We start from the raw sequence: 26834 nt of genomic DNA on the forward strand, positions 1-26834 counted from the left end.
GCGGCGGTTCCGCTTACTCGGCAGTCCCGCCCAGCAGTGACGCCGGCAGATTCTCACGAATTCCGTCGACGACTCGCTCGCCAGACGTCGTGTCTAGCGGCGGGACGGTCCACACCGGGCAGTCGGTCATCCGTTCGATGACGCCCGGGTTCGTCCGCTCGGCGGTCGTCGCTCCCTCGTACTGGTTACAGACGACGCCGACCACCGGAACGCCGCGGTCGCGTAGCGCCCGGACGGTCAGCGCCGTGTGGTTCAGCGTTCCCAGGTCAGACCGGGCGACCACGAGCGCCGGGAGCGCCGCGTCCGCCACGAGGTCTAGCACTTCTTTTCCGTCCGCGAGCGGGACGCGCAGGCCGCCGATTCCCTCGACGACGGCTGTCTCGCAGGCGTCGACGGTATCGGTGACGCCGCCGCGGATGTCGTCGTAGGCGAGGGGCTCCCCGGTCTCCGTCGCTGCGACCGCCGGCGCGAGCGGGGGTTCCAGGCGGCGCAGACAGACCGCGGCGTCGTCGGTGCCACAGACCGACGCGACGACACCCGCGTCGTCGTCCGGTGGGTGGCCGGTCTGGCAGGGCTTCACCGCGACGGCGTCCCGGCCGCGCTCGCGGAGCCAGCCGGTCAGGCCCGCCGTCACCACGGTCTTGCCGACGCCGGTGTCGGTCCCGACGACGAAGACGCCGTCGCCGACCGAGTGCTCGACGGGCGCGTTCGGTCCGCTAGCGTCGCCACTCACAGCGCGCCCACCTCCTCACCGGCCTCCCTGAACGCGTCCAGACACCGCGCGACGTCGTCGGCGGTGTGGGTCGCCATCGGCGCGACGCGGATTCGAGACGTTCCCTCCGGGACCGTCGGCGGCCGAATTGCCGGGGCGACGACGCCGCGGGCTTCGAGCCGGTCGGCCAGTTCGACGGCGTCGCCGCGGTCGCCGACCAGCACCGGGAGGATGTGCGTCTCGCCGAGGACCTCGTAGCCCATTCCCTCCAGGCCGTCGCGCAGCGTCGCGACGGTGTCCCAGAGGTCGTCGGCGCGGTCGGTCTCGCGTGCGATCCGCAGCGCTTCGCTGGCCGCTGCGGCGTTTGGCGGCGACAGTCCGGTCGAGAAGACGAACGACCGCGCGGCGTTCAGCAGGTACTCAACGAGCGCCTCGTCGCCGGCGACGTAGCCGCCCTGGCTCGCCAGCGCCTTCGAGAGCGTTCCCAGTTGCACGTCGACGCGGTCGCTCAGTCCCTCGCGCTGGACGACGCCGCCGCCGTCGTCGCCGAACAGGCCCGTCGCGTGGGCCTCGTCGACCATCACCCACGCGCCGAACTCGTCGGCGGCGTCGCAGACGGCCGACAGCGGGGCGACGTCGCCGTCCATCGAGAACACGGAGTCCGTGACGACGAGCCACCGCTCGCCGTCCCCCTCGTCGGTACCGCCGTCCGCTCGCGCCCGCATCTCCGCGCGCAGGTCGTCGGCGTCGCAGTGGTCGTAGACGACCGTCTCGGCCGCGCCCACGCGACAGCCGTCGATGATCGAGGCGTGGTTCAGTTCGTCCGAGAACACCACGTCCGGCGCGAGCGCGTCGATGGTTCCGACGTTGGCCGCGTAGCCCGACGAGAAGGCGAGCGCTCGCTCCGCGCCCTTGCAGTCGGCGAGGTCGCGTTCGAGCGCCCGGTGGACGTGCGTGTCGCCGGTGACCAGCCGTGAGGCCCCCGCGCCGGTCCCGACGGTCCGCGCGGCGAGTTCGGACACCTGCTGGACGCGGCCGTCGTCGGCGAGGCCGAGGTAGTTGTTCGACGCGAAGACGACGGCCTCCTCGCCGAAGTCCGCCGGGTCCCCCTTCGGGTCGTCGGCGAACCGCGTTCGCGCCGCGACGGACTCCGCCACGTCCAGATGACGGCGGAGGCCGCGCTCCTCGCGCTGGTCGAGTCTCCCGTCGAGGTCGAATCCGTGGGTCATGAAGTGCGATTCCGCGTCGGCTCAGAACCCGGGCATGAGGTCGGCGGGGCCGAACACGCCGTAGTGGCCCGCGCGGTTGTTTCGAACGCCGGCCTTCAGGTACCCCAGCGCCGGGCCGTTGACGTTCGCCTCCATGCTGGTCGCGTCGTCCAGTTCGAAGGTGTTCGTCCCCGTCTCGCCGTCGAAGGTCGTCCCGGTCACGCTGACCGTCGTGGTGGTGGGCTTCTCGTCGGAGCGCACGTCGAGGACGCCGCCGACGTGCACGTCCTCGGCGTCGCAGATGCCCGCGCGCTCCAGCAGCACGTCGTCGGCGTGCTCCATGTCGTGGAACTCCAGGACGCCGTCGTGCTCGTCGATGAGCGCCTCGATTTCGTCTTCGCTCATCTCGCGGGCCGTCTCGATGTCGTAGCCGTCGAGGTGGGCGATGTCCTCGCGGACGGTCCCGCGGTTGTCTTCGTAGCCGGATTTGAGGCCGACGCCCCACCAGATCTCGACCGCCTCGACCTCGACGAACGACTGGGCGGCCAGCGCGGCCGCGCCGGTCAGGAAGCCCGGCGTCGCGCCCGCCCCGCAGACGAACGTGATGCCGGACTCTCGCAGCAGGCCCTCGCGGTCGTCGAGCATGCCGATGACGCGCGAGCGTTTGAGCACGTCGATCATCACGCCCTCGTAGTCGGCCTCGGCGAAGCGCTCGGCCACGCGCGGGATGAAGTCGTGTTCGAGGTTCGGGAGCGCCAGGAGGACGGCGTCGACGGCGTCGCTTTCGGCGATGATGTCGTCGATGGGCGTCTCCGTGGGTTCGCCCTGTTCGCTGGCGACGATGCCGGACTGGTCGCCGTGTTGTTTGACGCCGCCACCCTCGACCGCGGCCGCACCGCCGTCGGAGGCGTAGTCGTCCGTTGGCGTCGCGGGCGTCGAACCGGACGCCTCGTCGGGGCCGCTGTCTCGCGGCTCGTCGCCGCTCGACTGTCCCGGGCCGCCCTGCGGCCCGCTCGCGATGTTGCCCTCCGTCGCGTCCAGCAGTTCGTCCACGTCCAGGCCGTCGTGGTCGACGGCCACGCCGTTGCGGTCGCACGCTGCGACCGCCGTGAGACCGTCCTTGTGCTGTGAGACCTCGAGCGTCCGCCGTCCGATACCACCGGTGCCAAGCACTGCAAAGCGTATGTCGTCCATGTCAGTCGTCGGATTTGAGTTCCGCGTTGCTCTGTGCCGTTCCCGCCGCCGTCTCGGTTTCAGTCTGTGCGTCGTCGCTCGCGCGCTCCTTGACCGCCTCGGGGTCGAAGTCGTTGGCCTCGGTGTTGGGCTCCAGTCCGGCCTGCTCGACGATTTCGAGGTCGTCGGCCGCCGACTGGCCCTCCGTCGTGAGGTAGTCGCCGGTGAGCATACCGTCCGCGCCGGCCTCCAGCGCGGCCACCTGTCCGTCGGTGTCGAGGTTGACCTCGCGGCCGCCCGTCAGGCGCACGCGGGCCTCCGGGTGGAGCAGTCGGTACACCGCGATGGTCTGGACGACCTCCTCGGTCGTGATATCGGGAAGCCCCTGTTCGGCCATCGGCGTCCCCGCCACCGGGTTCAGGATGTTGACCGGGAGCGAGGAAATGCCGATCTCTTGGAGGGCCATCGCCGCGTCGACCCTGTCGGTCGGCGACTCGCCCATCCCGAGGATGACGCCGGCACAGAGGTCCATACCGGCCTCCTTGGCCACCCGAAGCGTCTGGACCCGCTTCTCGAAGGTGTGGGTCTGGACGACCTCCGGGAAGTACCGCGGCGAGGTCTCGATGTTGTGATTGTAGTGGTTCAGCCCCTCGTCGGCCAGGATGGCGGCCTCCTCCTCCGTGAGGATGCCGAGGCTGGCGTCGACTTCCACGTCCGTCTCGTCGCGCACGAGGCGGATGGCTTCGAGGACCTCTTCCCACTCCTCGGGGCGGTGCTCCTTCGAGACGCCCTTCTCGGCGACGACGATGCCGAAGCGCTGTGCGCCGTCGCGCTCGGCGCGCTGTGCGGCTTCCAGTATCGTCTCCGGGCCGAGAAAGCCGTAGTTCTCGATGCCGGTGTCGAAGTGGACCGACTGGGCGCAGAACCCGCAGTCCTCCGCGCAGTTGCCGGCCTTCGCGTTTACGATGGAACACGCGTCGACGGTGTCGTCGCCGAGGCGCGTGCGGACGTAGTCGGCCCCGGCCGCGAGCGCGTCGACCGGCTGTGCGATGAGCGCCAGTCCGTCCCGGCGGTCGAGGCGGTCCCCGTCCAGCACGCGAGCGACGGCCTCGTCTACCGTTCGGTTGCCCGTCTCGTAAACCACACTTCCAGTGTCGGTTGACGGTGGGATAAAGATTCGGGTGACCCGACCGCGGGCCGCCGCTTGGGGTATCGTTTTACCGGATCCGCCGCTACGCCCTCGCATGGCAGAGACGACTGAGGTCGCCGCGGAACACGCCGGCGAGGACGGCCACGAGCACCGGAGCCGCTGGCCGCTCGTCGCGGCGCTCGGGGCCGCCTCGCTGTATCTCGGCGTCGGCCTCGCGTTCGTCGGGCTGACGCTCGTTCCCACCATCGTCCCGCTCGTCCTCGGGAGCGTCGGCGCACTGGGTCTCGTCGTCGGGCTCGCGGGCTGGGCTAACGAGGCGTTCGTCGCGGACTACTTCGCGGACCACACCGGTCCGGGGTCGGAGGTCTACACCGGCGGAATGGTGCTGTTTCTGATCTCGGACGTGGCGACGTTCGCCGCCGGGTTCGTCTACTACGCCTTCGTCCGCGTCGGCGCGTGGCCGCCCGCGAATCTCCCGCACCTGCTCGGCTCGCTCGTCGCCGTCAACACCGCCCTGCTGCTGGCCAGCAGCGTCACGCTCCACTACGGTCACGAGGCGCTCGAACACGGCAACAGGCGGCGCTTTCTCGGCCTGCTCGGGGCGACGCTCCTGCTCGGCGTCGTCTTCCTCGGCGGGCAGGTGCTGGAGTACTACGAGTTCGTCGTCGGCGAGGGGTTCACGCTCTCATCGGGCGTGTTCGCGAGCGCCTTCTTCGGCCTGACCGGCCTGCACGGCCTGCACGTCTCGCTCGGCGTCGTGCTGCTCGGAATCGCGTTCGCACGAGCGCTGCGAGGACACTACGAACCTGGCCGCGACGCGGCCATCCAGACGACCGCGCTGTACTGGCACTTCGTTGACCTCGTCTGGGTCTTCCTCGTCGTCGTGCTGTACGTCGGCGCGGCACTCTAGCGGGCGTTCACTCGGACCGCCTCGCCCGCTGTTCGAGCCGTATCAGCCGCCGGTACAGCGGCGGCGTCAGGATGCCGAGAACGCCCAGCGCGATGGCGAACACGCCGAGCGGGAACTGCAGCGGCGCGGCCTGGAAGCAGGTGTTCTCGGCGACGATAGTCACGTAGTGGTCCTCGCCCTCGTAGGAAACGAGCGCCCCGCGGCGGAACGCGTCGGCGTTGGGCACGTCGCCGACGACCTGCGCCTCGCCGACGGCGTCGTCGAGCGCCTCGCGGAACGCGGTCTGCTCGGCGTCGGAGAGGTCTTCGAACGCGAGCCGGGCGACGCGGGGTCGCGGCGTCTCGCCGCCGAAGCGCTCGGCCGTCATCTCCGGCGACTCGACGCCGATGGTCGGATTGCCGCAGTTCTCCAGGTCCGGTTCGAGGATGGCGTAGCCGCCGGGGACCGCGCCGGCGATGCCGACGGCGATGAGCAACACGCCGACGAACGGCGCGACGTACTGGAAGACCGTCGACTGCGACCCAGAGCTCATCGACGGAACATCCCTCCGTCGGACCGGAACGCCTCGTCGGACTTGAGGAACTGGAACGTCACCGTCAGTCCGAGCCCGTACGCCCAGTGCGAGACGAGGACGAAGGTGAGATAGCCCACGAAGGCGAGCCCGCTCTGGCCGGTGTAGAAGGCGATGGCGAACCCGCTGGAGATGATGGTCGCGAACACCAGTCCGGTCTCGAACAGCAGGCGACCGGGCAGGTACTCGGAGAAGGCCAGGAAGATCAGCGGCCACGTGACGGTCCCGCCGACGAGGAACAGGACCGCGCCGACGGTCTGGTTCGCGCCCAGCCCGACCAGCTCGGAGATCTCGCCGAACGAGGCGGGGTCGAGGACGCCGATGAGGATCGCCGTGAGGAGGCCGCCGCTCATCAGCACCGTCCCGACGAACCCGCCCACGGCCGCCATCCAGGCGTTCCGCGAGACGGTCTGTGCGACGGTCCCGACGCCGCCGGCCAGCCCGGTCGGCTCGCCCTCGGGTGCGTACGAGCGCCGCCGCGTCTCCGGTTCGCTCGGCTCCATGTCGTAGCGCTCGATCATCCGCTTCTCGAACCACTGCCACTCGCGGGTGAACTGCCCGGTGCGCTTGAGACCCCACGGGTCGGTCGTCGACACCGGCGTCCCCTGCCAGTAGGAGGCGAGCATGTTGTACAGCCACAGCAGCGCGCTCAGCCCGATGACGTAGCCGCCGACGGTCGCGATCTGCTGGGCGAGCTGGTACTCCGGCGGGTAGATGGCCTGCCGGCGCGGCAGCCCCAGCCCGCCGATGACCAGCAGCGTCATGAACGTCACGAACGAGCCGAAGACGATGAGCAGCGACTGGAACTTCGCCAGCCGCGTGTCGTACCACCGGCCGGTGATGAGCGGGTACCAGTAGTAGCTCGCCGCGATCATCAGGAACGGGATGATGCCGACGACGATGAGGTGGAAGTGGCCGACGACGTAGTAGGTCCCGTGGTACAGGATGTCGATGGGGATGACGGCGAGGAACACGCCGGTGACGCCGCCGATGATGAACGTCGAGATGCCGCCGGCACAGAGGATGAACGGGGCCGAGAGCCGGATATCGCCGTCCCACATCGTCGTGATCCAGTTGAAGATCTTGATCGCGCTCGGGACGGCGATGGCGATGGAGACGGCCATGAACGAGAGCTTGATCCGCGGGTCCGCGCTCGTCGTGAACATGTGGTGGGCCCAGACGCCGAACGAGAGGACCCCCAGTCCGAGCGTCGAGTAGACGATGAACTGGTAGCCGAACAGTTTCCGGCCGACGAACTTCGGCAGGATAGTGCTCATCAGCCCGGTGGCCGGGAGGAAGAGGATGTACACCTCCGGGTGTCCCCAGAACCAGAACAGGTGTTGCCAGAGGATCGGCCCGCCCCCCTGCGTGGCGAAGAAGGTCGTCCCGAGGTTCCGGTCTAACAGGAGCATCACGAGCGCGCTCCCGAGCAGCGGGAACGCGAACAGCGCGAGCCCGCTGGTGACGAGCATGTTCCACGAGAAGATGTCGAGGTTCGCCCAGGTCACGTCGTCGTCGCGCTCGTAGGCGACGGTCGCGATGAAGTTGATCGCGCCGACGGTCGTGGCGATACCGGAGAGGTGCAGGCCGAGCAACAGCAGGTCGATCTGCGGGTTCGGCTGCTGGACCGACAGCGGCGCGTACAGCGTCCACCCGACGCTCACCTCGCGGACGGTCAGGAAGAAGCGAATCGTCTCCTCGGGCAGGAACAGATTGAGTAGCTGGCCCGTCACCTGGATCAACAGCCCCATCCGGACGAGCACCAGCGCGGGCGGCAACAGCCAGAAGCCGACGGCGTTGACCCGCGGGAACGCCATGTCGTCGGCCCCGATGAGCAGCGGCAAGACGTAGTTCCCGATGCCGAAGAACACGGGCAGGACGAAGAAAATCAGCATCGTCAGGCCGTGCGTCGTAAAGAGCGCGTTGTAGGTCTCCGGCGTCCAGATGTCCGCGGGCGGCGTCAGCAGCTCCGTCCGGAGCATCATCGCGTCCATGCCGCCCCACAGCGCCGCGACGGTCCCGAACGCGATGTACAGCAGGCCGATGTCGCGGTGATTCGTCGTCGTCAGCCAGCGGTACGCCGCCGACTGGATCCGTCCGATCTCGTAGCGGACCTCCTCGCGGGTGGTGTAGCCCCCGTCGCTCTCGGGCCGCGCCGCCCTGCGGTGTCGGACCCACACGAACGCCATCGACAGCGCGAGGAGCGCGAGCGCCGTTCCCTCGACTGCGGCCCGGTTCAGCATGTCTGGGGCCGCTCCAGCGATGAGTCAGGTACCGTTCCAGTCACGCGACACATTACCGGAACCTGACAGGCGCACGAGTATAAAACCACGCGGGAAACCGAGACCGGGCGTGGCTCCGGCCGGCCCGCCGCCGCCTGGCCAAGTTATTTGACAGCGCGCTTGGAACTACACGCCAATGCGTCTCCGACGGAGCCTGGTCCGCCTGTGTCTCCTCGCTGTCGGTCTCTCGGCGCTCGCCGCCCCCGCCGCCGCCCAGTCGGTTAACCGGGCCGCCATCGACGAACTGAACGCACAGTTGCTGTACGTCGCACTGCCGCTCGCGCTGTTCGTCGAACTGACGCTGGTCTACGCCATCTACCGCTTCCGCGACAACGACGACCCGAGCCCGACCGTCGACGACCCCGCGCTCGAGATCACCTGGACGGCAGCGACGGGCGCGATCCTCGTCTTCGTCGGCATCTCCGCGTTCGTCGTCATGGCGAATCCCTACATCACGCCCGCCGCGGCCCAGGCCTCGACGCCGGGCGACGCCTTCGCCGACGACCACGAGGTCGACGTGCTGGCCTACCAGTGGGGCTGGGAGTTCTCCTATCCCGAGGCGAACGTGACGACGGAGGAGCGACTCGTGATCCCGGCGAACCGGAACGTCACGTTCCGGCTCCGATCGGCCGACGTGATACACGCCATCTACATCCCCGACCTCGGCGTCAAGCAGGACATCTTCCCCGGCCGGACGCTGACCGCGCGGACGCACGCGACCGAACCCGGCGAGTACCGACTGTACTGCGCGGAGCTGTGTGGGTCGGGCCACAGCAGGATGAACGCCACCGTCGTCGTGAAGAACCAGACCGCGTACGACGCGTGGGTCGAGAATCAGACCGCAACGGCGGAGAATCGAACCGCGACGACCGAGAGCCGGATCGCGACGGCCCGGTGAGCGGTCAGTAGAGGTCGTCGAGTTCGTCCGCGGTGTGGCTGTGTTCCTCACCGGGGAAGTCGCCGTCCGCCACTGCATCGACGTAGTCGCCGACCGCGCCCTCGATTTCGCCTCGCACGTCACCGAACTGTTCCGCGAAGGGCGGACTGCGCTCTGACAGCCCCACCACGTCGGTGAAGACGAGCACCTGCCCGTCGCAGTCGCCGCCGGCCCCGATGCCGATGGTCGGGATGTCGACGGCCTCGGTCACCTGCTCGGCGAGGTTCGCCGGGATGTGTTCGAGGACGAGCGCGAACGCGCCAGCGGCCTCGTGCTCGCGCGCGAGGGAGATGATTTCTTCCGCCTCCTCGCGGTCGGTCGCCTGCCTCGTGTAGCCGGTCTGATTGACGCTCTGTGGCGTGAGACCGAGGTGGGCCATCGTCGGAATCCCGAGGTCGGCGAGTCGCTCGGTCAGGTCGACGGTGTGGGGTCCCGATTCGAGCTTGACGGCGTTGGCCCCCTCCTCTTTGAGCATCCGGCCGCAGTTCTCCACGCTCTCGGCCTCGTCGGCACCGAACGAGAGAAAGGGCATGTCGGCGACGACCAGCGCGTCGTCAGCGCCGCGCGCGACGGCCCCGACGCGTGAGGCCACCTCGTCGAGCGTCACTGGGAGGGTGTCCTCGTAGCCGAGGACGGCGTTACCCATGCTGTCGCCGACGAGGATGACGTCGATTCCCGCGTCGTCGACGATACTCGCGGTGACGGCGTCGTAGGCCGTCAACATCGTGATCGGCTCCTCGCCGGCCATCGCCTGCAGGTCCCGGACCGTTGGCATGTCCGTGCGGGGGCGCGCCGGCCTCTTACCTGTTCGGGTTCCCGACCCGGGCGCGAAACCGCAAGGGGCTTGCCGGGGGTCGAAGTAGTCGGAGACGTGCCAGCAGTCGAGAAAACGAACCCGGACGGCGTCGACTTCGGGTGGGTCATGCAAACGACGTTCGTGACGACGATCCTCGTCGGATCGCCCATCGTCGTCCTCGCCTCGGTCGGCGTTTCGCTCCAGACGTGGACCGCGCGGGCGCTGTTCGCGGTTCGCGTCGGCGCGCTCGTCTGGTTCGTGACGGCCGTCTGCGCGTACCTCTACGCGCGGTACCGGCGCTGATCGAACTCGCTCGCCCACGCGAAGTCCATGTCCGCCCGCCGTGCGGCCGTCCGGTCGCTCTCGGAGTCGCCGACGAACACCGCGTCCGCCGGGGCGACGCCCATCTCGTCCGCAGCGACCAGCAACCCTTCGGGGTCGGGCTTCGACGACCCGACCGAGTCGCGACCGACGACGGGGCCGACGTGGTCGTCGATGTCGTGGACCGACAGCGCGAGGCGACAGGCCACCTCTGCGTTGAGCGAACAGACGCCGACCGGGACGCCGTGGGGCAGCCCCTCGGCGAGCGGCAGGACTTCGGAGGCGCGCGCGCCGTCGCGCTCGTAGTCGGTTATCGCCGCCTCCACCGCGTCGCGGTGCCCGGTCTCGTCGGAGAGCTGCAGCATGTCCCACAGCCCCCGCCCGTCGGGGTTCACGTCACGCTCGCGGAGGACGCTCGACACGTCGGCGGCGACGGCGTCCCAGTCGACGGCGAGTCGGACGAGCGTCCCGTCCAGATCGTAGATGACGGCGTCGTGTGTCACGCTTGAACGTAGGGTCGACGACCGCAAAACCGCTTCGTCCCGCTACTCCAGCAGGTCGTCCGCGACGATGTTCTGCTGAATCTCCGTCGTCCCCTCGTAGATGGTGGTCACCTTCGCGTCGCGGTAGAGGCGCTCGACCGGATAGTCGGTCGTGTAGCCGTAGCCGCCGTGGATCTGTATCGCCTCGTTGCTCACGTCGACCGCGCTCTCGCTCGCGAAGTACTTCGCCATGCTCGCCGCCGCCCGGGCGTCGTCGCCCCGTTCAAGCGTCCGCGCGGCCTCCCACGTCAGTAGCCGTGACGCCTGCACCCGCGTCGCCATGTCTGCGAGCTTGTGCCGGATGGCCTGGAACTCGCTGATCGGCCGGTCGAACTGCTCGCGCTCCTGGGCGTATTCGACCGCCTCGTCCAGCGCCGACTGCGCGAGCCCGACCGCCTGTGCGGCGATGGCGACGCGCCCGGTGGTGAGCACCGACAGCGCCGCGGCCAGCCCCTCGCCCTCCGCGGTCAGCCGGTAGCGCTCGGGCACCCGGACGCCGTCGAACTGCAGCGCCGTCGTGTCGCTCGCCCGCAGCCCCAGCTTCTCCTCTTTCTTCCCGACGGTCAGTCCGTCGGCGTCCTTCGGCACGAGGAACTGCGTGATCGAGTCTGCGTCGTCGGGATCGGTCTTCGCGAAGACCACGACGACGCCCGAGCGCTCGCCGTTGGTGATCCACTGCTTCTCGCCGTCGACGACGTACGCGTCCCCGTCGCGTCGCGCCGTCGTCGTCATTCCGCGCGGATTCGACCCGGCCTGTGGCTCCGAGAGCGCGAACGCGCCGACCGGCCGGCCGTCGACCATCTCGGGCAGCCACTCCTCTCGAACGGTCTCCGAACCGAACTCGGCGATACACGAGGTGGCGAGACAGTGGACCGATAGCGCCGTCGCCACCGCCAGCGAGCCGTAGGCCAGCTCCTCGTTGACCAGCGCGTAGGTCGTCTCGTCCGCGTCGAAGCCGCCGTAGGCCGCCGGCGTCGTCAGCCCGGTGACGCCGATTTCGGCGAGCCCGTCCCACACGTCCTCGGGAAAGGACTGCTCGCGGTCTGCTGCGGCCGCTCTCGGCTGGATGTCCTCGACGGCGTACTCCCGGACGGTCTCGCGGATCGCCCGCTGCTCGGCGGAGAGGTCCATACGGCCGCTACGGGCGGACGCGGCAAAATTATCGGGGTCAGCTGGACTCGACGAGCTCCACGTCGAGACGCTGTTCGAGCGCCCGAATGGTCGACCCGCCCACGTTCGCCTGCGTGGCGCGGCCCTGTTCGACGGCCAGGATGTCAGCTTCGTCAAGGTCCAGTTCGTCCGCGAGTTCCTGGGCCTGGAGTCCCTCGTCCTGTCGCGCCTCGGTCACGCGCTCGCCGTAGCCGCCGACGAGGTACGGCAACTGGTCGTCGTCGTAATCCGCGCCGTCTTCCCAGTGGGAGGGGTCACCCTTCTGCGCGTCCTGCATTCGGGCGGCGTTCTGGGCGGCCTTGCGCCGCCGGTCCCGCTCGTCGGACGAGCCGCCGCTCGTGTCCGTTCGGTCGTTCTCGCCGTGGTCGCGCGCACAGCTGTCGCACACCTGGAGGGTCGCACCCGCGACGTTGGCGGTCTGCAAATCCCCGCCCTCACTGCCACAGAGTTCACAGCTCCCGCCGGCGCTGTCGCCACCGCTGCCGGTCGAGTATTTGGCCATGCCCCCGGTAGCGGTTTCGTGGTATTTGAAACGTCCGGTTCGACAGAGTGCCACACTATCCCGCGGCGGGACGCAAACGAAAGCGCTTTTATTGGCCCACGGGGAACGATGTAACGCAGTAAGACAGAGCGCGCGTGGGTAGCCAAGCCAGGCCAACGGCGCAGCGTTGAGGGCGCTGTCCCGTAGGGGTCCGCCGGTTCAAATCCGGTCCCACGCACTCTCTGAGTGCAGGTGCATTCCCCTTGGGACTGCACCCACGCAAATTTGCTTCCGACCCTACTCGATCAGTCACGTCTGGGTCCGTCCGGACCCACCGCACCGACTCGACAGCCGTCGCTCTCGGTCCGCGGCGTCGTGAAAACTACCAATCGCTGGCGCATCGTCGCCCGCTCACACCATCTCGTCCAGGACGACGGTGTGCTCGACGTCCATCGAGATCCAGTGGGTCGGGAGTTCGCCGTCTCGCTCGCTGTAGATCGTGACCTGCGTCGGGTCGTCCTCGTCGTCGACTGCACAATAGAGGTCGAGGAGAGCCGCGTGAGCGGGCTGGGCGGACGAATCGTCGAGAGCATCGGAGACTGACATTGTCGTTGCCTCATCGACACCTTCGAGTACAGCACCAATAAGGAACCGCCCTGATTCCTATTCCGTGAGAAGCACCACCGAGACGGACTCGGATTTGACTCGGGCCTGGACTCACTCCACCTCTCCGGAGTTCAGACGCGGATCAGCCACAGATGGGCCGCTCACGTCTGTTTGAATCGGTTATGCGCGGGACCGGATTTGAACCGGAGGGAGACGGTCGCTCACATTCGTTCGCGCTGCGACTCCCAGGGTTCGAATCGGTCCTGCTCTTCGCTCACTTCGTTCGCTCATGCGCGGGACCGGATTTGAACCGGCGGACCCCTACGGGATAGCGTCCTAAGCGCTACGCCTTTTCCTGGCTCGGCAACCCGCGCGCACCAGTGCGTATCCGCGACGGTGTCAAGAACCCTTCGCTTGCGGGCGACGAAGGTTTAGGTACGGCCGGGGCGAACGCCGAGGTATGTACCGCGCCAGCGACCGAGTCGAGCACGACGAGTGGCTGTCCGACATCGAGACCGCCGCGGACAGGCTCGACCTGGGAACGCAGGCGCGGTCCCACGCGGTCGACCTGTTCCTCTCGGAGATCCCTGACGCGGACCGCTCGAAGCAGGCGACGCTGGCGGCCAGCGTCTACGTCGGCGCGCTCGTCGCCGGCGAGGAGCGATCCCAGACGGCCGTGGCGGAGGCGACGGACGTCTCTCGGCTCTCCATACAACAGCGCTGGAAGGACCTGCTCGAAACCGCGGGGCTGGAAGCGCCGGACTGGTAGCTACGAGATGTTCTCGCGACCGGTCCGCTCCGGCGTGAGGTTCCCGTGCTCGTCGATCTCGCCCGTGACGATGCGGGTCGAGGAGATGATGTCGCCGTCGTCGGCGTAGACGTGGGGAACGACCTCGATCTCCAGCGGGCCGTGACCGCGCTCCTCGCGGATCTCGTTGATGCGCCGGCCGCCGGTCTCCGTCTCGGGGGAGACGACGAGCGCGTCGAACTGCGGTTCCGTGGCGATTCCCGTCGGTTCGGTGAGTTCGCGGACCTCCCACTCCCGGTCGTAGTCGACGGCGAGCGCCGCGAGTTCGTCGCCCAGGTTCGCCTTCCGTTCGCTGTAGGGGCGGACGTGACGCTGGTCGTGGCGTGTCTTCGGCGCGAGTTCGTCGCTGGTGAGTCCCACCGTTACGTCCCCGAGTTCGAAGGCGCGTTCGAACAGCGCCCGGTGCCCGTCGTGAATCGGGTCGAACGTTCCCCCCAGCGCGACATTCATATCCCGGGAAACGGCACGGGTAGGTTTAGTAATATCGACTCGGAGAACACTCGGCTGTCGGGTCGCGGTTACGCGTCGATGTCGTCCAGACCGTCGTCTTCGTCACCTTCGTCTTCGTCCGCGTCCGATCCCACGTCGGTCTCGTTGCCACCCTCGTCCGCGTCTTCGACCGATATCGTCACCGGTTCGTCGTCGGTGTCGAGCGTCGCGGTGTCCCCGCCGAGGTGGTCGTCGAGGTTGAACACGGTGTTCAGTTCGGCCTGGATGTCGCCGACGATGGTGTTCACGAGGTCGCTCGGCGAGATGGCGCTGTACTCGTAGGGGTTGTTGCCGGCCCCGTCGCTCTCGCGCTTCTGGCGCGTCACGACCTCCTCGTCGGTGAGCGCCGCCAGCGCCTCGCGGACGGTACTCGGGTAGAGCCCGGTCCCCTCGGCGATCTCCTCGCTCGTGCTCTCGGGGCGCTGGCGCAGGTGGACGTAGATCCGAGCGCGCGTCTCCGTGTCGAGCACCCAGGCGAGCAGGTCGACGATCCCCTCGTCGAACTGCTCGACCGCGCGATCGGCCTCCTGTTCGATTCGGTCGCGGACGTCCCCGTTCTCTTCGGGGTCGTCGTGTGGATCGTCGTCTGTGGACATGCGTTGTCTCTGTAAGGACGAAAGTCGTTGCCCGATAAAAACCCTTGGCTCGGGTCGCCGACGTGGGATGTACTGCGTCGCGGTTCCGACAGAGAAGCCCTTACGACAGCAGGAGGGACTCCGCGAGCGCCACGACCCCCTCCTCCGTTCGAAGCCGGCGCTGACGTTCGGCCCCGCTCTCGCGGTCGATCAGCCGCCACAGCCCGTCGACGCCGAATCGGTCGCACTCCCGCTCGACCAGCGTCTCGACGGGGACCGTCTCCGAGAGGTCCCGAGAGAGCAGTTCGGCCGACTGCCCGTAGCGGATCGCGCGCCACTTGTTCTCGTCCAAGAACTCCCGACGGTGAGCGCGGCCGGACTCGCCGTCCTCGTACCGCTCGGCGAGGTCGACGACGAGTTCGTGGACGTACTCGACGAACGCCATGATCCGGTCGGGATCGGCCTGGCCGTCCGGGGCGCGCACTTCGACCGTACCGTGGCCGGAGTGCGGGCGCACGTCGAACCACAGCTCGCCGCGGTCGTCGATGCTGTCCGTCTCGATCATCCGCCGCTCGTAGGCCTGGAACGCCTCGTAGTCTTCGAAGGCCGTCGGCATCCCTGTGTTGGGCAGTCCCTCGAATATTTTCGCGCGCGCGGACTGTAGCCCGGTGTCGAAGCCGTTCCAGTACGGCGAGTTCGCCGAGAGCGCGAGCATGAGCGGGAGGTGCCAGCGGAGTTCGTTCGCCACCCAGACCGCCTTGTCGGCGTCGTCGACGCCGACGTGGACGTGCAGGCCGGCCGTCGTGTTTCGGTGTTGGGGGTACTGGATGCGGTCCAGTTGCGACCGGTAACGCGGCTTCTCGGCGTGTTCGAGTTCGCGCCACTTCGCCAGCGGGTGCAGGCCCGCGGCGGCGATACCGAAGCCGTGGGCGTCGGCGTGTTCGACCAGCGCGTCCCGGACGGCGAGCAACTGCTCGCGGGCGCTGGCCGGGTCCTCGATGAGGGGCGTCTGCGTCTCGATGACGCACTTGAACAGTTCGTGGTCGAGCCGGCCGTCGAGAATCGCCGGCGGCTCCGTCTCGTAGACCAGTTCGTCCGTTCCCGAGGTGGGGCGACCGAACTCGTCGACGACGTAGAACTCCTCCTCGATACCGAGCGTTCCCATCCGGCTGAAATTCTCGGCAGACCCCGTCGCGTCCATTGTGGTGCACATCGGAATCGACTCGCTAAAGCCTTCCGTCACCGACTGCAGTCCCGCACTGCGGTTCGCCGTCGATTCTCCGCTGCGTTCGTCAGTCTCGCCGAGGTCGGGCGACCACGCCGAGGTGGTCCTCGTGATACGGCTCCAGGCGCGTCGTCTCCAGGAGTTCGTACTCCGCGGACAGCTCCTCGCGGACGGCGTCGAACACGTCGTCCGGATCGGCCGTCACGTCCTCGCTCCGGGCCTTGACCGCCGCGAGGAGTCGACCGTCGTCGTCGAGGAAGCGCTCGTTCAGCGCCGCCACGCGGGCCTGGCCACGGGTGGCCACGTCCTGGACGACCACGTCGACCGGTTCGACGACGTGCGCGTAGCGCTCGGGCTTGCGGGCGTCTTTGAGCAGCGGAAAGAGGTTCCCTCGGGTCTCGGCGGCGTCGAGCAGTTCGCGCACCGGTCGCGGGGCGAACTCGACCGCGTAGGTCGGGCCACAGAAGTCGGCGACGTGGCTCACGGTCGTCCCCGCCGCCGCGCCGAGGTACAGGACGGTCTCGCCGCCGTCGAGGCCGGTCTCCATCCCGTTCTCCAGCATCGCGCCGAGCTTCGAGCGGTGGGGGTCCCAGCGCCGCCACTCGCCGTCCGTCCGTTCGCCGTACACCGGTTCGCCCCGCGTCGCGAGGCTCGTCTCCCCGTCGAAGCCGTGTCGCTCGACGCCTTCCGGGAGCGTCATTCGTCGCCCTCCCGCGCTCGGATCCGCTCGATGCGCTCGTCGAGCTCTCGCTCCAGTTCCGGTCGCCGGTCACCGCTGTAGTGATCGACGCGAGCGGCGATGGACAGCTTGCCGGCGAGCGCTCGCGCGGCCGAGCCGCGGTCCTCGCGACGCGTCCCGCGGACGTACTCGTGGGTGAAGATGACGCCGTGTTTCGGCGACGGTGCGGACCCCTTGAGGTGGGCGAACAGCGCGTCCTCCGCGCCGAGGACCTGCACGGTCCCGCTCGGCTTCTTCGCCAGCTGTTCCAGCCCGCCGGCGAGCGAGATCAGCCGCGCCGCGAGGACCGGCCCCGCCAGCGTCGAGAGGTTCGGCGCGACGGCGGGGGCGGTCCGCTCGATGTACGCCCGGAGAGACGCCGCCTCGTCGGCGAGCGCGGCCGTCCGTTCGGACAGGGACCGCAGCGCCCGGTCGCCCTCGTCGTCGGCGTCGCCCTCGGCCAGCGAGCGCGCGTACTTGACCCCGCTCCCGCCGTCGCCGTGTCGGCTCCCGCCCCACTCCGCGACCCGCTCGGCGAGTTCGTTCGCCGTCCGCTCGCAGTCGACCATCGCTCTGACCGCGTGGACGAGCTGCTGGTCGTCGGCCCGCTCGCGGTCCTGCACCGCTGCTCTGGTGGCGGCCATCGTCACCTCGTGGAGGCGCTCGTAGTACGTCGATTCGTCGGCGGCGAACCCGGCGTCGACGGCCCGCTGGGGCCAGTCCGCCGGTGCGTCGGCTCGACCGGCCTGGATCCGTTCGACCGCGGCAGCGTCGTCGTCGGGGTCCAGTCCGGCGAACCACCCGTTGGTCATAGGCGAGGTTGGACACCCCACGCGAAAAAGCTACGCGATTGCCCGGTCACCCGGCGTCCCCCGGGACAGTACGAGTGTCCCGACAGAGGAGTGCAGACTCAAAAGAACGTGCGGAGCCGCACCGTTTCAGGGGGGAACAGGCTCGCGAGGGCTGTCGTGAGGGCCGCGTCGTCGACGGTGAGGCCGGCGACGCGACGGGCGTCTGCGACCGAGTGATAGCCGACGGCGAGTTGCGAGAGCGTGCCGATGTCGAGGGATGCGCCGACTGTGTCGGGTGGGTCCGCAACGCGAGCACACTCGCCCGCCCCACCGGAGACGTCAAGATGGAACACGCCGTCGTTCCACGGCGCGGTTTCGTCGGTGACGCGAAACACCAGGTCCGCCGAGACGTCGTCGGGGTAGGGGACGGCCGCCAGTGCGTGTTCCACGTCGACGATACGGACCATCGGACCGGCGTGGCGCCGGCAGTCGACCGCGCTCGGGTCGTCGAAGCGGTCCAGCAGCTTGTTTCCGTCTTCGGTGGAGACGGTCACCGAGTCTACCTGGGAGTCGTGGTCGGCGAGGAACCCGAGGAGGGAGCGATGTGCCGCTTCGTCGACGGCGACGAGTTCACGGACCTCCAGTTCGCGGTCATCGACGCCGTCTCCAGTCCGCTCGACTGTGTAGACGAGATACCCTCGGACCTCGTCGCCGCGCTCGTAGGTGTACACGTACGGGCGGTCGTCGTCCAAGGTCCGAAACACCCGGTCGCGCCACCACGCTTCGTCACGTCGGAGAGTGAGCGTTCGCCTCAAAGCGTGGGTTTCGTGCGCTGGCCGGAGGGTCCGCCACTCGTCAGGGGTCACCTGTTTGAATCGACCCTCGGTGGCGTCCCGGGCGAACGAAAGCGCCGTCGGACTACAGGAATACTCGAGGTAGTTGTTGGCGGTCGCCCAGCCAAACCGGCGGTAAAATGCCCGCTCGAAGGGCCAGAGGGCTGCGAGGGGGAACTTGTCGCGCCAGCGGTCGAGGCTCGCGTCGATCGTCGCTCGGACGTGGCCCCGCCGGCGATGCTCTGGCGGGGTTGCAACGGCGGCTAGCCCGGCGAGCGGGACCCACGTGCCGCGAAGACTCGCTTCGAAGTCGTAGTGTTTGCAGACGCTGACGAGGTCGCCGTCAACGAAGATGCCGAAGGCATCGCCCGGCTCGTCGCCGTGGTCGACCGGTTCTTCCCGGACGCCGTCCTCGGGTGAGAAGGCGTACTCCACGATTCGCTGGTACTCCTTGCGGCGGTCGGGCGGGAGCAAGCGAAACTCGGTGTCGGGCATACCATTGCTGCGTGCGGCGGTGGGATAGGCCTTCTTCCCCTCCTCCAAGTCTCCAATTCGCATGACCAAGTGTGACACTGTCGCAGATCTCGGGCAGTCGTCCGGGGAATACGGCGAGTTCGTGGTACGGTACGATCGGCGTGGAATCAGCGGTGGTCGTCCGGTGGACGGTGCGAAGATCGACGAGTGAGTGCGTCGCAGGTCACCGCATTCCCGGCGGCGGTCCGCGGTCGCGCGGGTCGTCTCCCTCGTCCTCCTCTTCGAGGTCGATGCCGGCCTCCTTGCGCCGGCGGATGGTCGCCTGCAGCTGCCGGTAGTAGTACAGCGTCCCGACGAGTCCCACGACGACTGCGATGCCGGTCAGGCCGCCGAACAGGAGCAGGTCGCGATCGAGGTAGTACCGGACGACGATCTGGCCCGACGTGACCTCCTCCCAGCGGATCACCTGCTGCCCGTCGACGGTGCTGGACTCGTAGCCGCCGGGGCTGATGCGCGAGAGGAACGGGATCCCCGCGCCGGTGTTCGGCGGCAGGACGACCGTGTAGGACCCGCCCTCGACCAGCGTCGGCGTCGCGAAGCGCTTCCCGTTTCGCGGGACTGTGTACCCGACTTTGCCGGTGACGTTGCGCGAGAAGTCGACGGTCGTCCGCTGGCGGGTCTCGGTGACGTTGATCGAGGAGTTCGCCGCGGAGACGACGGAGCCGTTCTCGTACCTGAACCGCATGGCGCTGATCGGTACGCTGCGCTCGCGGCCGAGGCCGTCGACCGTGTACACCTGGAACGAGGAGTCGTTCTGCACGCGGTAGACGGCCGTGTACTCTGACTCCTCGATGACGATGGTCCCGTCGGCGGACGTGTTCCAGTCGTAGCTCGCGTTCTGGTTCAGGCGCTCTGGGTCGACCTCCTGGGAGCCGAAGAAGCCGCTACAGCCGGAGAGGGCGACCACCGCGAGGACGGCGACCAGCAGGAGATGGCGGCGTCTCATGGGTCGGCTTACGGGACGATCGCCAGCAGCTCCGAGGGCATGTACGTCCCGATGTCGGCGAGCAGGCCCGGCGGGTCGGTGTCCGGATTGCAGATGATGCTCTGCTCCAGCAGGCCCAGTCGCTCGACGGTGACGATGTCCTGTGCGTGACCGGCGCGGTTGACCGTGGCGCGCGCCTCCGAGCGGGTGACGCTGTTGGCGTTGATGCGGCCGTTGCCGCGGGTCCACTCGTAGAGGCGGTCCCGCTCCTCGTCGGCCAGTCGCGGCGGGTCGCCGGCGACGAACCGGAGCGGGAGGTGCTGGACGAGGCCGAAGCGCGTGCGGATCTGGCTCGGCGTCCCCTGTCCGAGGCCGATCTGGTCGGCCGGAATCCGCACCGTCTGGCCGAAGCCCACGTCGAGGACGAACCCGTCGTCGTCCCACGAGTCGAGCGTTCCGACGTAGGTCTCGCCGTCTTCGTGGTCGGTGACCATCTCGCCGAACTCCTCGCGGAGGAGGTTCCGAGCGACTGTCTCGTCGGGGCCCTGGACGGTCACCGTCGGGAAGTCGTCGTGGCGCAGCCCCACGTCGTACTCCACGTCGAGGTCGCCGAGTTCGTTCCCGACCATCGAACGGAGGCCGTCGAGCGTACGGTCTCTGGCGTCGCCGGAGACGTACACCTTGGATCCGAGGACGACCATCAGGCCTCCGCGTCGATATCGACGTTCAGTTCGTCTCGGAGTTCCTCGATGCGGTCCTCCATGGCGGTGACGAGACGGGTGTTCTCCATCGCCTCGACCTGGTTGCCACACTCGGGGCACTCGAAGCCGAACTCCATCGCCTCGCCGAACTCGAAGCGGATGCCGCAGTGCTCACAGAGGTAGAACTCGTTTTCCCGCTCGTACTCGCGGCGCTCTTCGAGGCCGTCGAGCAGGCGATACATCTCCTCTTCGAGCTGTTCGGGGATCTTCTCGTACTCGAAGGTCCAGAGGTAGGTGAGCCAGCCCGAGTCCTCGTCGCGGAGCCGGCGGTAGGTCGCCAGATCGTTCTCGTAGAGAATAAACAGCGCCCGGCGCACGTCGTTCAGTTCGAGTCCGAGCTCCTCGGCCAGTTCCTCGTCGGTCACTTCGCCGTCCGGCGGCGCGGCGGCGACCGGCATCCCTTTCGGTCCGACCAGCTCGTGGAGGTACTTCTGTATCACGGGATCCTCCAGGAGTTCCTCAAAAGCCATTACCCGCACATCCGGGAGTCACGTGGTTAAAACCATCGGGTCGCACCGTCCCGGGCGGGACCGTGACCACTGCACGCCGGCACTACTCACGGACGTACTCGCACGCGGCTTCCGACCATCGTTGGGCAGTCATGCCCGCGATCGGAAAATCATGCATGGTAACGGCGTTCTACTCCGATTATCCGCACCATAGGTAACCTCGAAAGCGAGAAACAGCAGGGTGATGCGAAACCGGATCGCCACGAGTCCCCTGTGGGACGCTGCAGCGTGGCTCGGCATCGACGAGACGCTCTCGGGGTGGTACTGGGCCGGCAAGCTCTGCAACGAGCAGTACTGGCGGCGAAAGACGGTCAGCGGCGTGTCGGCGTCGTTCAGGACGACGACCCGAGCGGAGTACCTCCGCGTCGAGACGCTGACCGACGAGGAACCAGTCCTGAGAGCCTTTCTCGACAGCCTCGAACCGGACGACATCGTCTACGACGTAGGTGCGAACACCGGGCTGTTCGCGTGTTTCGCCGCCCGCACCCTCGGGACCGGTGCAGTCGTCGGCTTCGAACCGGAACCGACGAACTGTGGCCGTGCCGAGGAGAATCTGACGCGGAACGCTGACGACGCGACGTTTGAAATGGCCGAAATCGGGCTCTCGGATACCGACGGCGAGGCGGAGCTCCGGATCAACGGCGGCCTCGGCAAGGGGACTCACCGCCTGTCCGGGCGGGAGTCGGGACGCCGGACCAGTGTCTCGACGCACCGCGCGGAAACGCTCATCGGTGCGGATGAGATCCCGGCCCCCGACGCAGTCAAGATCGACGTCGAAGGGGCAGAATGCCGCGTTCTTGAGGGGTTCGGGAAGTACCTCTCCGACGTCCGGACCGTCGTCTGCGAGGTACACGTCGACAAGATCCGCGAGTTCGACGACTCACCGGCGATGATCGAGCGTCGGTTCGAACAGGCCGGCTTCGAGACGGAAGTGCTCATGGAGCGAGGGATGGACTACCACGTCCTCGCCACTTCCTAGGCCGTCGAAGCCACGAGAGAGGTCCCGTGCCGGCGGGCCCCGCCGTCCTTCGAAGCGCGCTTCAGAGCGCGTCGAACGACCGCGGCGACTCCTGCACGTACTCGATCACGTCGAAGCCGTCGTAGGGCTCCCGGTCCACCTCGGTCCAGTCGTCGCCCAGATCCGGGAAGTACCGGTCGCCCTCGTTGCGCTCGTGGATGCGGCTGAGAAAGACCCGCTCCGCGAACGGGAGGAACAGGTCGTAGACGGCCTCGCCGCCGATGACGTAGGCGACGGGTGTCCCGTCGCCGCCGCGTTCGGCCGGCGCGTCCTCGTCGGACCCGCGTCTCCCCGACGCGGTCGCCCGGGAGGCGGCCTCGACGGCCGCCCGCGGCGTGGTGACGTACTCCACGGTCTCCGCGTCGGCCGCTAGGCTCTCATCGCTCGTCAGCACGACGGTGTAGGAATCCTCCAGGGACTTCATCGAGTCGAACGTGCGCCGGCCGAGAATGATCGGGTGGCCGGCGATTCGGTCCTTGTACTGCCGCACGTCCTCGGGGTAGTGCCACGGGACGCCTCCGTCGAGGCCGATGACATTGTTCTCGTCGGCCGCGACGACGAGGTGGAGCACGATATCGAGATCAGCCTCAGTCATCTGTACCCCAGCGCTTCGAGGCGCTCGTCCAAGTCAGCTGTGAACTGCGTGTCCGACGCGTCCTCGAACTCGGAGTAGTCCGACAGCGGCGTGGCGACGTCTACGGTCGAGAACCGGTCGCTTTCGAAGACGGCCCGGATCTCGCTGGCGTCGATGTCGCTGTCGTCGGCCGTCCCGCCGCACCCGCGGACGACGGACTCGCGGGCGTCGTCCCCCCAGGCGGCCGCTCTCCGCACTTCGTCGCCGGGCCGGTCGCGGTAGACGATCCTGGCGTGCTTCGCGAACGGCGCGGCGTCGCCGCAGACCCGCTCGGCCTCCTCGCGCATCGCGTCCCCGATTGGGGCCTGGGACGCGACCGCCGTCCCGTCGGCGGGGACGAATGCCGGGCCGTCGGCGCGGCCCTCGCCCAGCGCGAGAGCGCGAACGGCGTCGGGGAACCGCATGAGCGTCGCCAGATCGGTCACGCGGCGGCCCTCGCGCTGGCCGGGCGCGCGAACGACGAGGGGGACGTGATACAGGGCGTCGTGGGTCCCGATTCGGTGGCTGACAGCGGGCGGTTCGCTCGGGATCGCCGTCGGTTCGCCGAAGCCCTCGCCGTGGTCGCCGGCGAAGACGACCAGCGTGTCGTCGAGGACGCCCCGCTCGTCGAGGCCGCGGACGAGCGCCTCGAAGATCGCGTCGGCCTGCCGCACCGCGCCGTCGTAGATCTGTTCGAGGATGCGAGCGAAGCCAAGCGAGAGGTCCCCGGAGAGGAACTCCCAGTGCCACTTGTAGCCCATCGACTCCTGCAGGTCGCGCGAGCGGTCGTCGCTCCAGCGGTCGTATTCGTCGAGCGGCTCGTACGGCCGGTGGGTGTCCATCAGATTGACGCAGGCCGCCCACGCGCCGTCGCGGTCGTCGACCCACTCCAGCGTCCGGTCGGCGTACCAGAAGCCGTTCGGCCAGTCGCCGAGCGAGCCGTTCGTCTCGTAGGACGGGTCGAAGCCATCGGGCGATCCGCGCGTCGTCTGGAACGCCTCGTCGAGGCCGCTCTCGTGGTCCGTCAGGAACGGGTTGTCTGAGAACAGTCCCGTCTCGTATCCCCTCGCGGCGAGGGCTTCGAAGACAGTGTGTCCGGGATCGAGTTTCTGTGTGTGATCGACGCCGTGCTCGTGGACCGCGTGGCCCGTGAACATGCTGACGTGGCTGGGGACCGTCCAGTTGCTCGGGCTGCGGGCCTGCGTGTACACCGTCGCCTCGTCGCGAAGGCATCGAGAAACGGCGTCGTCTGCCGCCGATAGCCCAGGACGGACGCGTTCCGGGCGCGGAGGCTGTCGGCGACGACGAACAGGACGTTGTGGCGCGACATCTGCGCGAGTCTTGGCGGCCCGGCCTAAAAGCCCCGCGGCACAACTGCTTGGGGACCCGGGCTCCTCGGCCGCCTCACTCGTCGTCGGGGTCGACGACGCGCTTGCCAGTCTCCTGGGGGACGACGACCCTGTCGGGGTCGTCCCACTCGCGGTCGAGTTCCCGGCCCTCGAACAGGCGGTCGAGGAAGACGGCGAGCGACGCCACCTCGGAGTGGGGCTGGTTCGTCACGCCGACGTTCCAGTCGGCGTGTTCGTACACCTCGAAGGGGACCTTCTCCGCGCCGACGACGACCAGCAGCGGTCCTTCGGCGTGGGCCTCGCGCACGTCGGCCTCGACCTCCTGGACCGGTTCGCCGTACATTGTCAGGTGGACCAAGCGGCCCTCGAAGTCGCGGATCAGCTTCCGGGGCTCGTCGGTCGACGACACGTCGAACGGCCCGCCGAAGCGGTCGGTGATGTCGACGACGGTGTCGGCCTGATTGCGGGCGGCGTTGGCGAGCACGACCCCGTCAGCGCCGAGCGCGCGGGCCGTCAGACCGACGTGGGTCGTCATCCGCTCGTCGCGGCCGGGGCGGTGGCCGAGGCGGAGGACCGTCACCCGGGGTTCCTCGTGCATCAGTTCCCCCGGGCCGACTCGATGGCCGACTGCAGCGGTTCGAAAGCGATCTCCTGCCACCCGACGGGTTCGCCGTTCACGAGCACGGCCGGCGTCGCCTGGACGCCCCGGTCGATGCCGTTCTGCCGGTCCGCCGAGACGGTCGGGCGGTACAGTTCTCCGGTGGCGGCCGCTCGGACCGTCTCGCCGTCGACGTCGAGGCCGTCGGTGAGATCGGCGTACGTCTCCGGTCCCAGACTGCTCTGGTTGGCAAACAGCCGCTCGGAGTAGGTGAAGAAGGCCTCGTCGCCCGCCTCGTCCTGGACGGCGCGGGCGGAGCTCGCGGCCTGCCAGGAGACGGTCTCGTCGACCGGGATCGGGAAGTCGTGGAACTCGTAGCGGATCGTCCCCTCGCTGATGTACGTCTCGCGGACCTGCGGGTACACCTCCTCGGCGTACGTTCGGCAGTGCGGGCAGGCGTAGTCCTCGTAGACGGCGACTGTCACGTCGGCCTCTGGGTCGCCGGCGACTGGCGTCGGGAGGGGCTGTCCCGGGACGGGCGTCGGTGTGGGGGTCTGCGTCCCCGAATCCGTGGGCGAGTCAGCCCCTGAATCGCCGCCGAGACAGCCCGCCGTCGCGCCGAGGGCGGCCAGCGACGCCGTCAGGAAGCCGCGGCGAGTGCGTCTGTTCATGTCCGTCCCTCGAAGCGGGAGCTATAAAACGACGTTGTCATCTGAGCCCGCTAGCGGCTTCCGTCCCTCTCCATTGCTACCAACCCCCACGGTGCGATGCGATTAGCCGCGACCACAACGCTTTTTCTCGCGTGGGGAGCATCGCAACTATGAACGTATCAGATAAACGAATTGTCGTCACGGGCGGGGCGGGCTTCATCGGGTCGCACCTGGTGGAGCGCCTCGTCGACGGCAACGACGTGCTCGTCGTCGACGACGAGTCCAACGGCCGATCCGACTGGGTCCACGACGCGGCGGAGTACCTCGGCGGGGACCTCACGGACCCGGACGTGGTCGCGGAGGCCATCACGCCAGACGTGGACCTCGTGGTCCACCTCGCCGCCTCGAAGCTGGTGGACACCGACACGCCGCGTCGCCAGTTCGAGGACAACAGCGAGATCACGTTCAACGTCCTCGAACGGATGGACGACGCGGGCGTCGAGAAGCTCGTGTTTACGTCGTCTTCCACCGTATACGGCGAGGCCCCGCGGCCGACGCCGGAGGACTACGCCCCGCTCGAACCGATCAGCGTCTACGGTGCGACGAAGCTGGCCGAGGAATCGCTGGTCTCCACGTACGCCCACAGCCACGACATCCAGTCGTGGGTGTTCCGCTTCGCCAACATCGTCGGGCCCCGCCTCCGCGGCGCGGTCATCCCGGACTTCGTCGAGAAGCTCCGCGAAGACCCGTCCTCGCTGACCATCCTCGGCGACGGCCGCCAGGAGAAGTCCTACATGCACGTCTCGGAGTGCCTCGACGCGATGCTGTTCGCCGTCGAGCACGCCGAGAAGGACCACAACGTGTTCAACCTCGGGACGCGGACGACGACCTCGGTCGACCGCATCGCGAGCATCGTCGCCGACGAGATGGGGGTCGAACCGGTCCACGAGTACACCGGCGGTGACCGCGGCTGGACCGGCGACGTGCCGCGGATGCGCCTCTCGGTCGACAAGCTCTCGGCGCTCGGCTGGGAACCGAGCCAGTCCAGCGACGACGCGGTCCGTCAGTCCGCGCGCGAACTACTCGACGAGCTCTGACCCCGGCGAACCCTGCTCAGGCCGGATAGGTCCCGGTCAGCTCCGCCTTCGCCACGACGTGGCCGCCCGCCGCGTCGTAGGCGTCGTCTTTGCCCGCCGACGGCGAGAGGTCCAGTTCCGCGTCCAGCGCGTACAGGAGGAACCGGTAGGTGTGCTCGCGGTCCGGGGGGTTCGGCCCGCCCCACCCCGTCTCGCCGTAGTCGTTCTGTCCCTCTGTGGCCCCCGCGTCGGTAGGGTCCCATCCCTCGGGAATCTCCGTGAGATCGGACGGGATGTCCCAGACGACCCAGTGGTCCCACACCTTGCCGGCCGGGTCCTCGGCGTCGGGGTCGTCGACGATCAGCAGGAGCGACTCCGTGTCCGAGGGAACGTTCGCGATCTCTAGCGGCGGGTTCGTGTTCGCCGCCGAGTAGCCGTGCTCCGCGGGAATCCGTTCGCCGTCATCGAACGCCGGGCTGATCAGTTCGAGGTCGGCCATGTGT

At 68.4% G+C, this 26834-nt stretch carries 30 protein-coding genes, 2 tRNA genes and 1 pseudogene; 7 read left to right on the top strand and 26 right to left on the bottom strand.

The window, feature by feature from the left end:
• Positions 1–13 precede the first annotated feature (13 nt).
• Genes bioD through bioB form a run of 4 tightly spaced genes read right to left on the bottom strand, consistent with a single transcriptional unit; the run spans position 14 to position 4237 of the window.
• Positions 14–733 (bottom strand): dethiobiotin synthase, encoded by a 720-nt coding sequence (gene bioD / locus GM656_RS11575; RefSeq protein WP_162413842.1) that lies wholly within the window; start codon positions 731–733, stop codon positions 14–16.
• Positions 730–1941, bottom strand: a complete 1212-nt coding sequence (locus GM656_RS11580; protein WP_162413843.1) for an aminotransferase class I/II-fold pyridoxal phosphate-dependent enzyme — start codon at positions 1939–1941, stop codon at positions 730–732. The genes bioD and GM656_RS11580 overlap by 4 nt, the downstream gene beginning before the upstream one ends.
• 21 nt (positions 1942–1962) lie before the next feature.
• Positions 1963–3114: a transcriptional regulator gene (locus tag GM656_RS11585; protein WP_162413844.1), complete on the bottom strand. Its 1152-nt coding sequence runs from the start codon at positions 3112–3114 to the stop codon at positions 1963–1965.
• 1 nt (position 3115) lies between these two features.
• Complete coding sequence (bioB, locus tag GM656_RS11590; protein WP_162413845.1) at positions 3116–4237, bottom strand: biotin synthase BioB; 1122 nt, start codon at positions 4235–4237, stop codon at positions 3116–3118.
• A 100-nt stretch (positions 4238–4337) separates the two neighbouring features.
• Here bioB and GM656_RS11595 point away from each other — a divergent pair, with 100 nt between their 5' ends.
• On the top strand, positions 4338–5153 hold the full coding sequence (locus GM656_RS11595) for a cytochrome c oxidase subunit 3 (protein WP_162413846.1): 816 nt from the start codon (positions 4338–4340) through the stop codon (positions 5151–5153).
• 7 nt (positions 5154–5160) lie between these two features.
• Here the strand turns inward: GM656_RS11595 and GM656_RS11600 are convergent, their stop codons facing one another.
• Positions 5161–5685, bottom strand: coding sequence for a hypothetical protein (locus GM656_RS11600; protein ID WP_162413847.1), 525 nt, complete (start codon positions 5683–5685; stop codon positions 5161–5163).
• Positions 5682–7967, bottom strand: coding sequence for a DUF6789 family protein (locus GM656_RS11605; protein WP_162413848.1), 2286 nt, complete (start codon positions 7965–7967; stop codon positions 5682–5684). The genes GM656_RS11600 and GM656_RS11605 overlap by 4 nt, the downstream gene beginning before the upstream one ends.
• Before the next feature lie 175 nt (positions 7968–8142).
• Between GM656_RS11605 and coxB the strand changes: the two genes are divergently transcribed.
• Positions 8143–8904 carry a cytochrome c oxidase subunit II gene (gene coxB / locus GM656_RS11610; protein WP_162413849.1) on the top strand — a complete coding sequence of 254 codons (762 nt, stop codon included), beginning with the start codon at positions 8143–8145 and terminating at the stop codon, positions 8902–8904.
• Between the two features lie 4 nt (positions 8905–8908).
• Here coxB and panB read toward each other — a convergent pair whose 3' ends face one another.
• Positions 8909–9718: a 3-methyl-2-oxobutanoate hydroxymethyltransferase gene (gene panB / locus GM656_RS11615; protein ID WP_162413850.1), complete on the bottom strand. Its 810-nt coding sequence runs from the start codon at positions 9716–9718 to the stop codon at positions 8909–8911.
• Positions 9719–9814: 96 nt separating this feature from the next.
• On the opposite strand from panB, the gene GM656_RS11620 reads away from it, so the two are divergent.
• Positions 9815–10042 carry a DUF5822 domain-containing protein gene (locus GM656_RS11620; RefSeq protein WP_162413851.1) on the top strand — a complete coding sequence of 76 codons (228 nt, stop codon included), beginning with the start codon at positions 9815–9817 and terminating at the stop codon, positions 10040–10042.
• Here GM656_RS11620 and GM656_RS11625 read toward each other — a convergent pair.
• The 3 genes from GM656_RS11625 to GM656_RS11635 are packed head-to-tail and all read right to left on the bottom strand — an operon-like array spanning position 10021 to position 12274.
• Complete coding sequence (locus GM656_RS11625) at positions 10021–10563, bottom strand: HAD family hydrolase (protein ID WP_162413852.1); 543 nt, start codon at positions 10561–10563, stop codon at positions 10021–10023. The two genes, GM656_RS11620 and GM656_RS11625, sit on opposite strands and share 22 nt — an antisense overlap.
• Positions 10564–10605: 42 nt before the next feature.
• On the bottom strand, positions 10606–11733 hold the full coding sequence (locus tag GM656_RS11630) for an acyl-CoA dehydrogenase family protein (RefSeq protein WP_162413853.1): 1128 nt from the start codon (positions 11731–11733) through the stop codon (positions 10606–10608).
• A gap of 37 nt (positions 11734–11770) precedes the next feature.
• Entirely contained in the window at positions 11771–12274 is a 504-nt protein-coding gene (locus tag GM656_RS11635; RefSeq protein WP_162413854.1) for a helix-turn-helix domain-containing protein, read from the bottom strand.
• Positions 12275–12406: 132 nt separating this feature from the next.
• On the opposite strand from GM656_RS11635, the gene GM656_RS11640 reads away from it, so the two are divergent.
• Positions 12407–12491, top strand: a tRNA-Leu gene (locus GM656_RS11640).
• Between the two features lie 173 nt (positions 12492–12664).
• On the opposite strand, the gene GM656_RS11645 is transcribed toward GM656_RS11640, so the two are convergent.
• Positions 12665–12859: a hypothetical protein gene (locus GM656_RS11645; protein ID WP_162413855.1), complete on the bottom strand. Its 195-nt coding sequence runs from the start codon at positions 12857–12859 to the stop codon at positions 12665–12667.
• Positions 12860–13149: 290 nt separating this feature from the next.
• Positions 13150–13233, bottom strand: a tRNA-Leu gene (locus tag GM656_RS11650).
• 86 nt (positions 13234–13319) lie between these two features.
• Here GM656_RS11650 and GM656_RS11655 point away from each other — a divergent pair.
• Entirely contained in the window at positions 13320–13628 is a 309-nt protein-coding gene (locus tag GM656_RS11655) for a cyclin family protein (protein WP_162413856.1), read from the top strand.
• Here GM656_RS11655 and GM656_RS11660 read toward each other — a convergent pair whose 3' ends face one another.
• The 9 genes from GM656_RS11660 to tfe all read right to left on the bottom strand — a co-directional run bounded on the left by GM656_RS11660 (position 13629) and on the right by tfe (position 20988).
• The gene (locus GM656_RS11660; RefSeq protein WP_162413857.1) at positions 13629–14117 is read right to left on the bottom strand and encodes a phosphopantetheine adenylyltransferase; all 489 of its coding nucleotides are present in this window, start codon (positions 14115–14117) and stop codon (positions 13629–13631) included.
• 68 nt (positions 14118–14185) lie between these two features.
• Complete coding sequence (locus tag GM656_RS11665) at positions 14186–14752, bottom strand: winged helix-turn-helix domain-containing protein (protein WP_162413858.1); 567 nt, start codon at positions 14750–14752, stop codon at positions 14186–14188.
• A gap of 100 nt (positions 14753–14852) precedes the next feature.
• Positions 14853–15932, bottom strand: coding sequence for a glutamate--cysteine ligase (locus GM656_RS11670; protein ID WP_162413859.1), 1080 nt, complete (start codon positions 15930–15932; stop codon positions 14853–14855).
• Between the two features lie 91 nt (positions 15933–16023).
• Positions 16024–16656 carry a fibrillarin-like rRNA/tRNA 2'-O-methyltransferase gene (locus GM656_RS11675; protein WP_162413860.1) on the bottom strand — a complete coding sequence of 211 codons (633 nt, stop codon included), beginning with the start codon at positions 16654–16656 and terminating at the stop codon, positions 16024–16026.
• Positions 16653–17486 carry an NOP5/NOP56 family protein gene (locus tag GM656_RS11680; protein ID WP_162413861.1) on the bottom strand — a complete coding sequence of 278 codons (834 nt, stop codon included), beginning with the start codon at positions 17484–17486 and terminating at the stop codon, positions 16653–16655. Before GM656_RS11680 ends, GM656_RS11675 begins: the two co-directional genes overlap by 4 nt.
• 98 nt (positions 17487–17584) lie before the next feature.
• On the bottom strand, positions 17585–18793 hold the full coding sequence (locus GM656_RS11685) for a GNAT family N-acetyltransferase (RefSeq protein ID WP_162413862.1): 1209 nt from the start codon (positions 18791–18793) through the stop codon (positions 17585–17587).
• A gap of 202 nt (positions 18794–18995) precedes the next feature.
• Positions 18996–19778, bottom strand: coding sequence for a DUF5803 family protein (locus GM656_RS11690; RefSeq protein WP_162413863.1), 783 nt, complete (start codon positions 19776–19778; stop codon positions 18996–18998).
• 8 nt (positions 19779–19786) lie between these two features.
• Entirely contained in the window at positions 19787–20458 is a 672-nt protein-coding gene (locus tag GM656_RS11695; RefSeq protein ID WP_162413864.1) for a DUF2110 family protein, read from the bottom strand.
• Complete coding sequence (gene tfe / locus GM656_RS11700) at positions 20458–20988, bottom strand: transcription factor E (protein WP_162413865.1); 531 nt, start codon at positions 20986–20988, stop codon at positions 20458–20460. The genes GM656_RS11695 and tfe overlap by 1 nt, the downstream gene beginning before the upstream one ends.
• 223 nt (positions 20989–21211) lie before the next feature.
• Between tfe and GM656_RS11705 the strand changes: the two genes are divergently transcribed.
• The gene (locus tag GM656_RS11705) at positions 21212–22006 is read left to right on the top strand and encodes an FkbM family methyltransferase (protein ID WP_162413866.1); all 795 of its coding nucleotides are present in this window, start codon (positions 21212–21214) and stop codon (positions 22004–22006) included.
• Positions 22007–22067: 61 nt separating this feature from the next.
• Here GM656_RS11705 and GM656_RS11710 read toward each other — a convergent pair whose 3' ends face one another.
• The 4 genes and pseudogenes from GM656_RS11710 to GM656_RS11725 all read right to left on the bottom strand — a co-directional run bounded on the left by GM656_RS11710 (position 22068) and on the right by GM656_RS11725 (position 25276).
• Positions 22068–22640 (bottom strand): dihydrofolate reductase, encoded by a 573-nt coding sequence (locus tag GM656_RS11710; protein ID WP_162413867.1) that lies wholly within the window; start codon positions 22638–22640, stop codon positions 22068–22070.
• Positions 22637–23988 (bottom strand): annotated as a pseudogene (locus GM656_RS11715) (sulfatase). The gene GM656_RS11710 and the pseudogene GM656_RS11715 overlap by 4 nt, the downstream one beginning before the upstream one ends.
• 74 nt (positions 23989–24062) lie before the next feature.
• On the bottom strand, positions 24063–24605 hold the full coding sequence (locus GM656_RS11720) for a tRNA (cytidine(56)-2'-O)-methyltransferase (RefSeq protein ID WP_162413868.1): 543 nt from the start codon (positions 24603–24605) through the stop codon (positions 24063–24065).
• Positions 24605–25276 carry a DsbA family protein gene (locus GM656_RS11725; protein WP_162413869.1) on the bottom strand — a complete coding sequence of 224 codons (672 nt, stop codon included), beginning with the start codon at positions 25274–25276 and terminating at the stop codon, positions 24605–24607. Before GM656_RS11725 ends, GM656_RS11720 begins: the two co-directional genes overlap by 1 nt.
• 149 nt (positions 25277–25425) lie before the next feature.
• Here GM656_RS11725 and GM656_RS11730 point away from each other — a divergent pair, with 149 nt between their 5' ends.
• Positions 25426–26352 carry an NAD-dependent epimerase/dehydratase family protein gene (locus tag GM656_RS11730; protein WP_162413870.1) on the top strand — a complete coding sequence of 309 codons (927 nt, stop codon included), beginning with the start codon at positions 25426–25428 and terminating at the stop codon, positions 26350–26352.
• Positions 26353–26368: 16 nt separating this feature from the next.
• Here the strand turns inward: GM656_RS11730 and GM656_RS11735 are convergent, their stop codons facing one another.
• Positions 26369–26830, bottom strand: a complete 462-nt coding sequence (locus tag GM656_RS11735; RefSeq protein ID WP_162413871.1) for a YbhB/YbcL family Raf kinase inhibitor-like protein — start codon at positions 26828–26830, stop codon at positions 26369–26371.
• Positions 26831–26834: the final 4 nt, after the last annotated feature.

Source organism: Haloarcula salina, assembly GCF_010119195.1.
In the GTDB taxonomy this organism is placed as follows: Archaea; Halobacteriota; Halobacteria; order Halobacteriales; family Haloarculaceae; genus Haloarcula; species Haloarcula salina.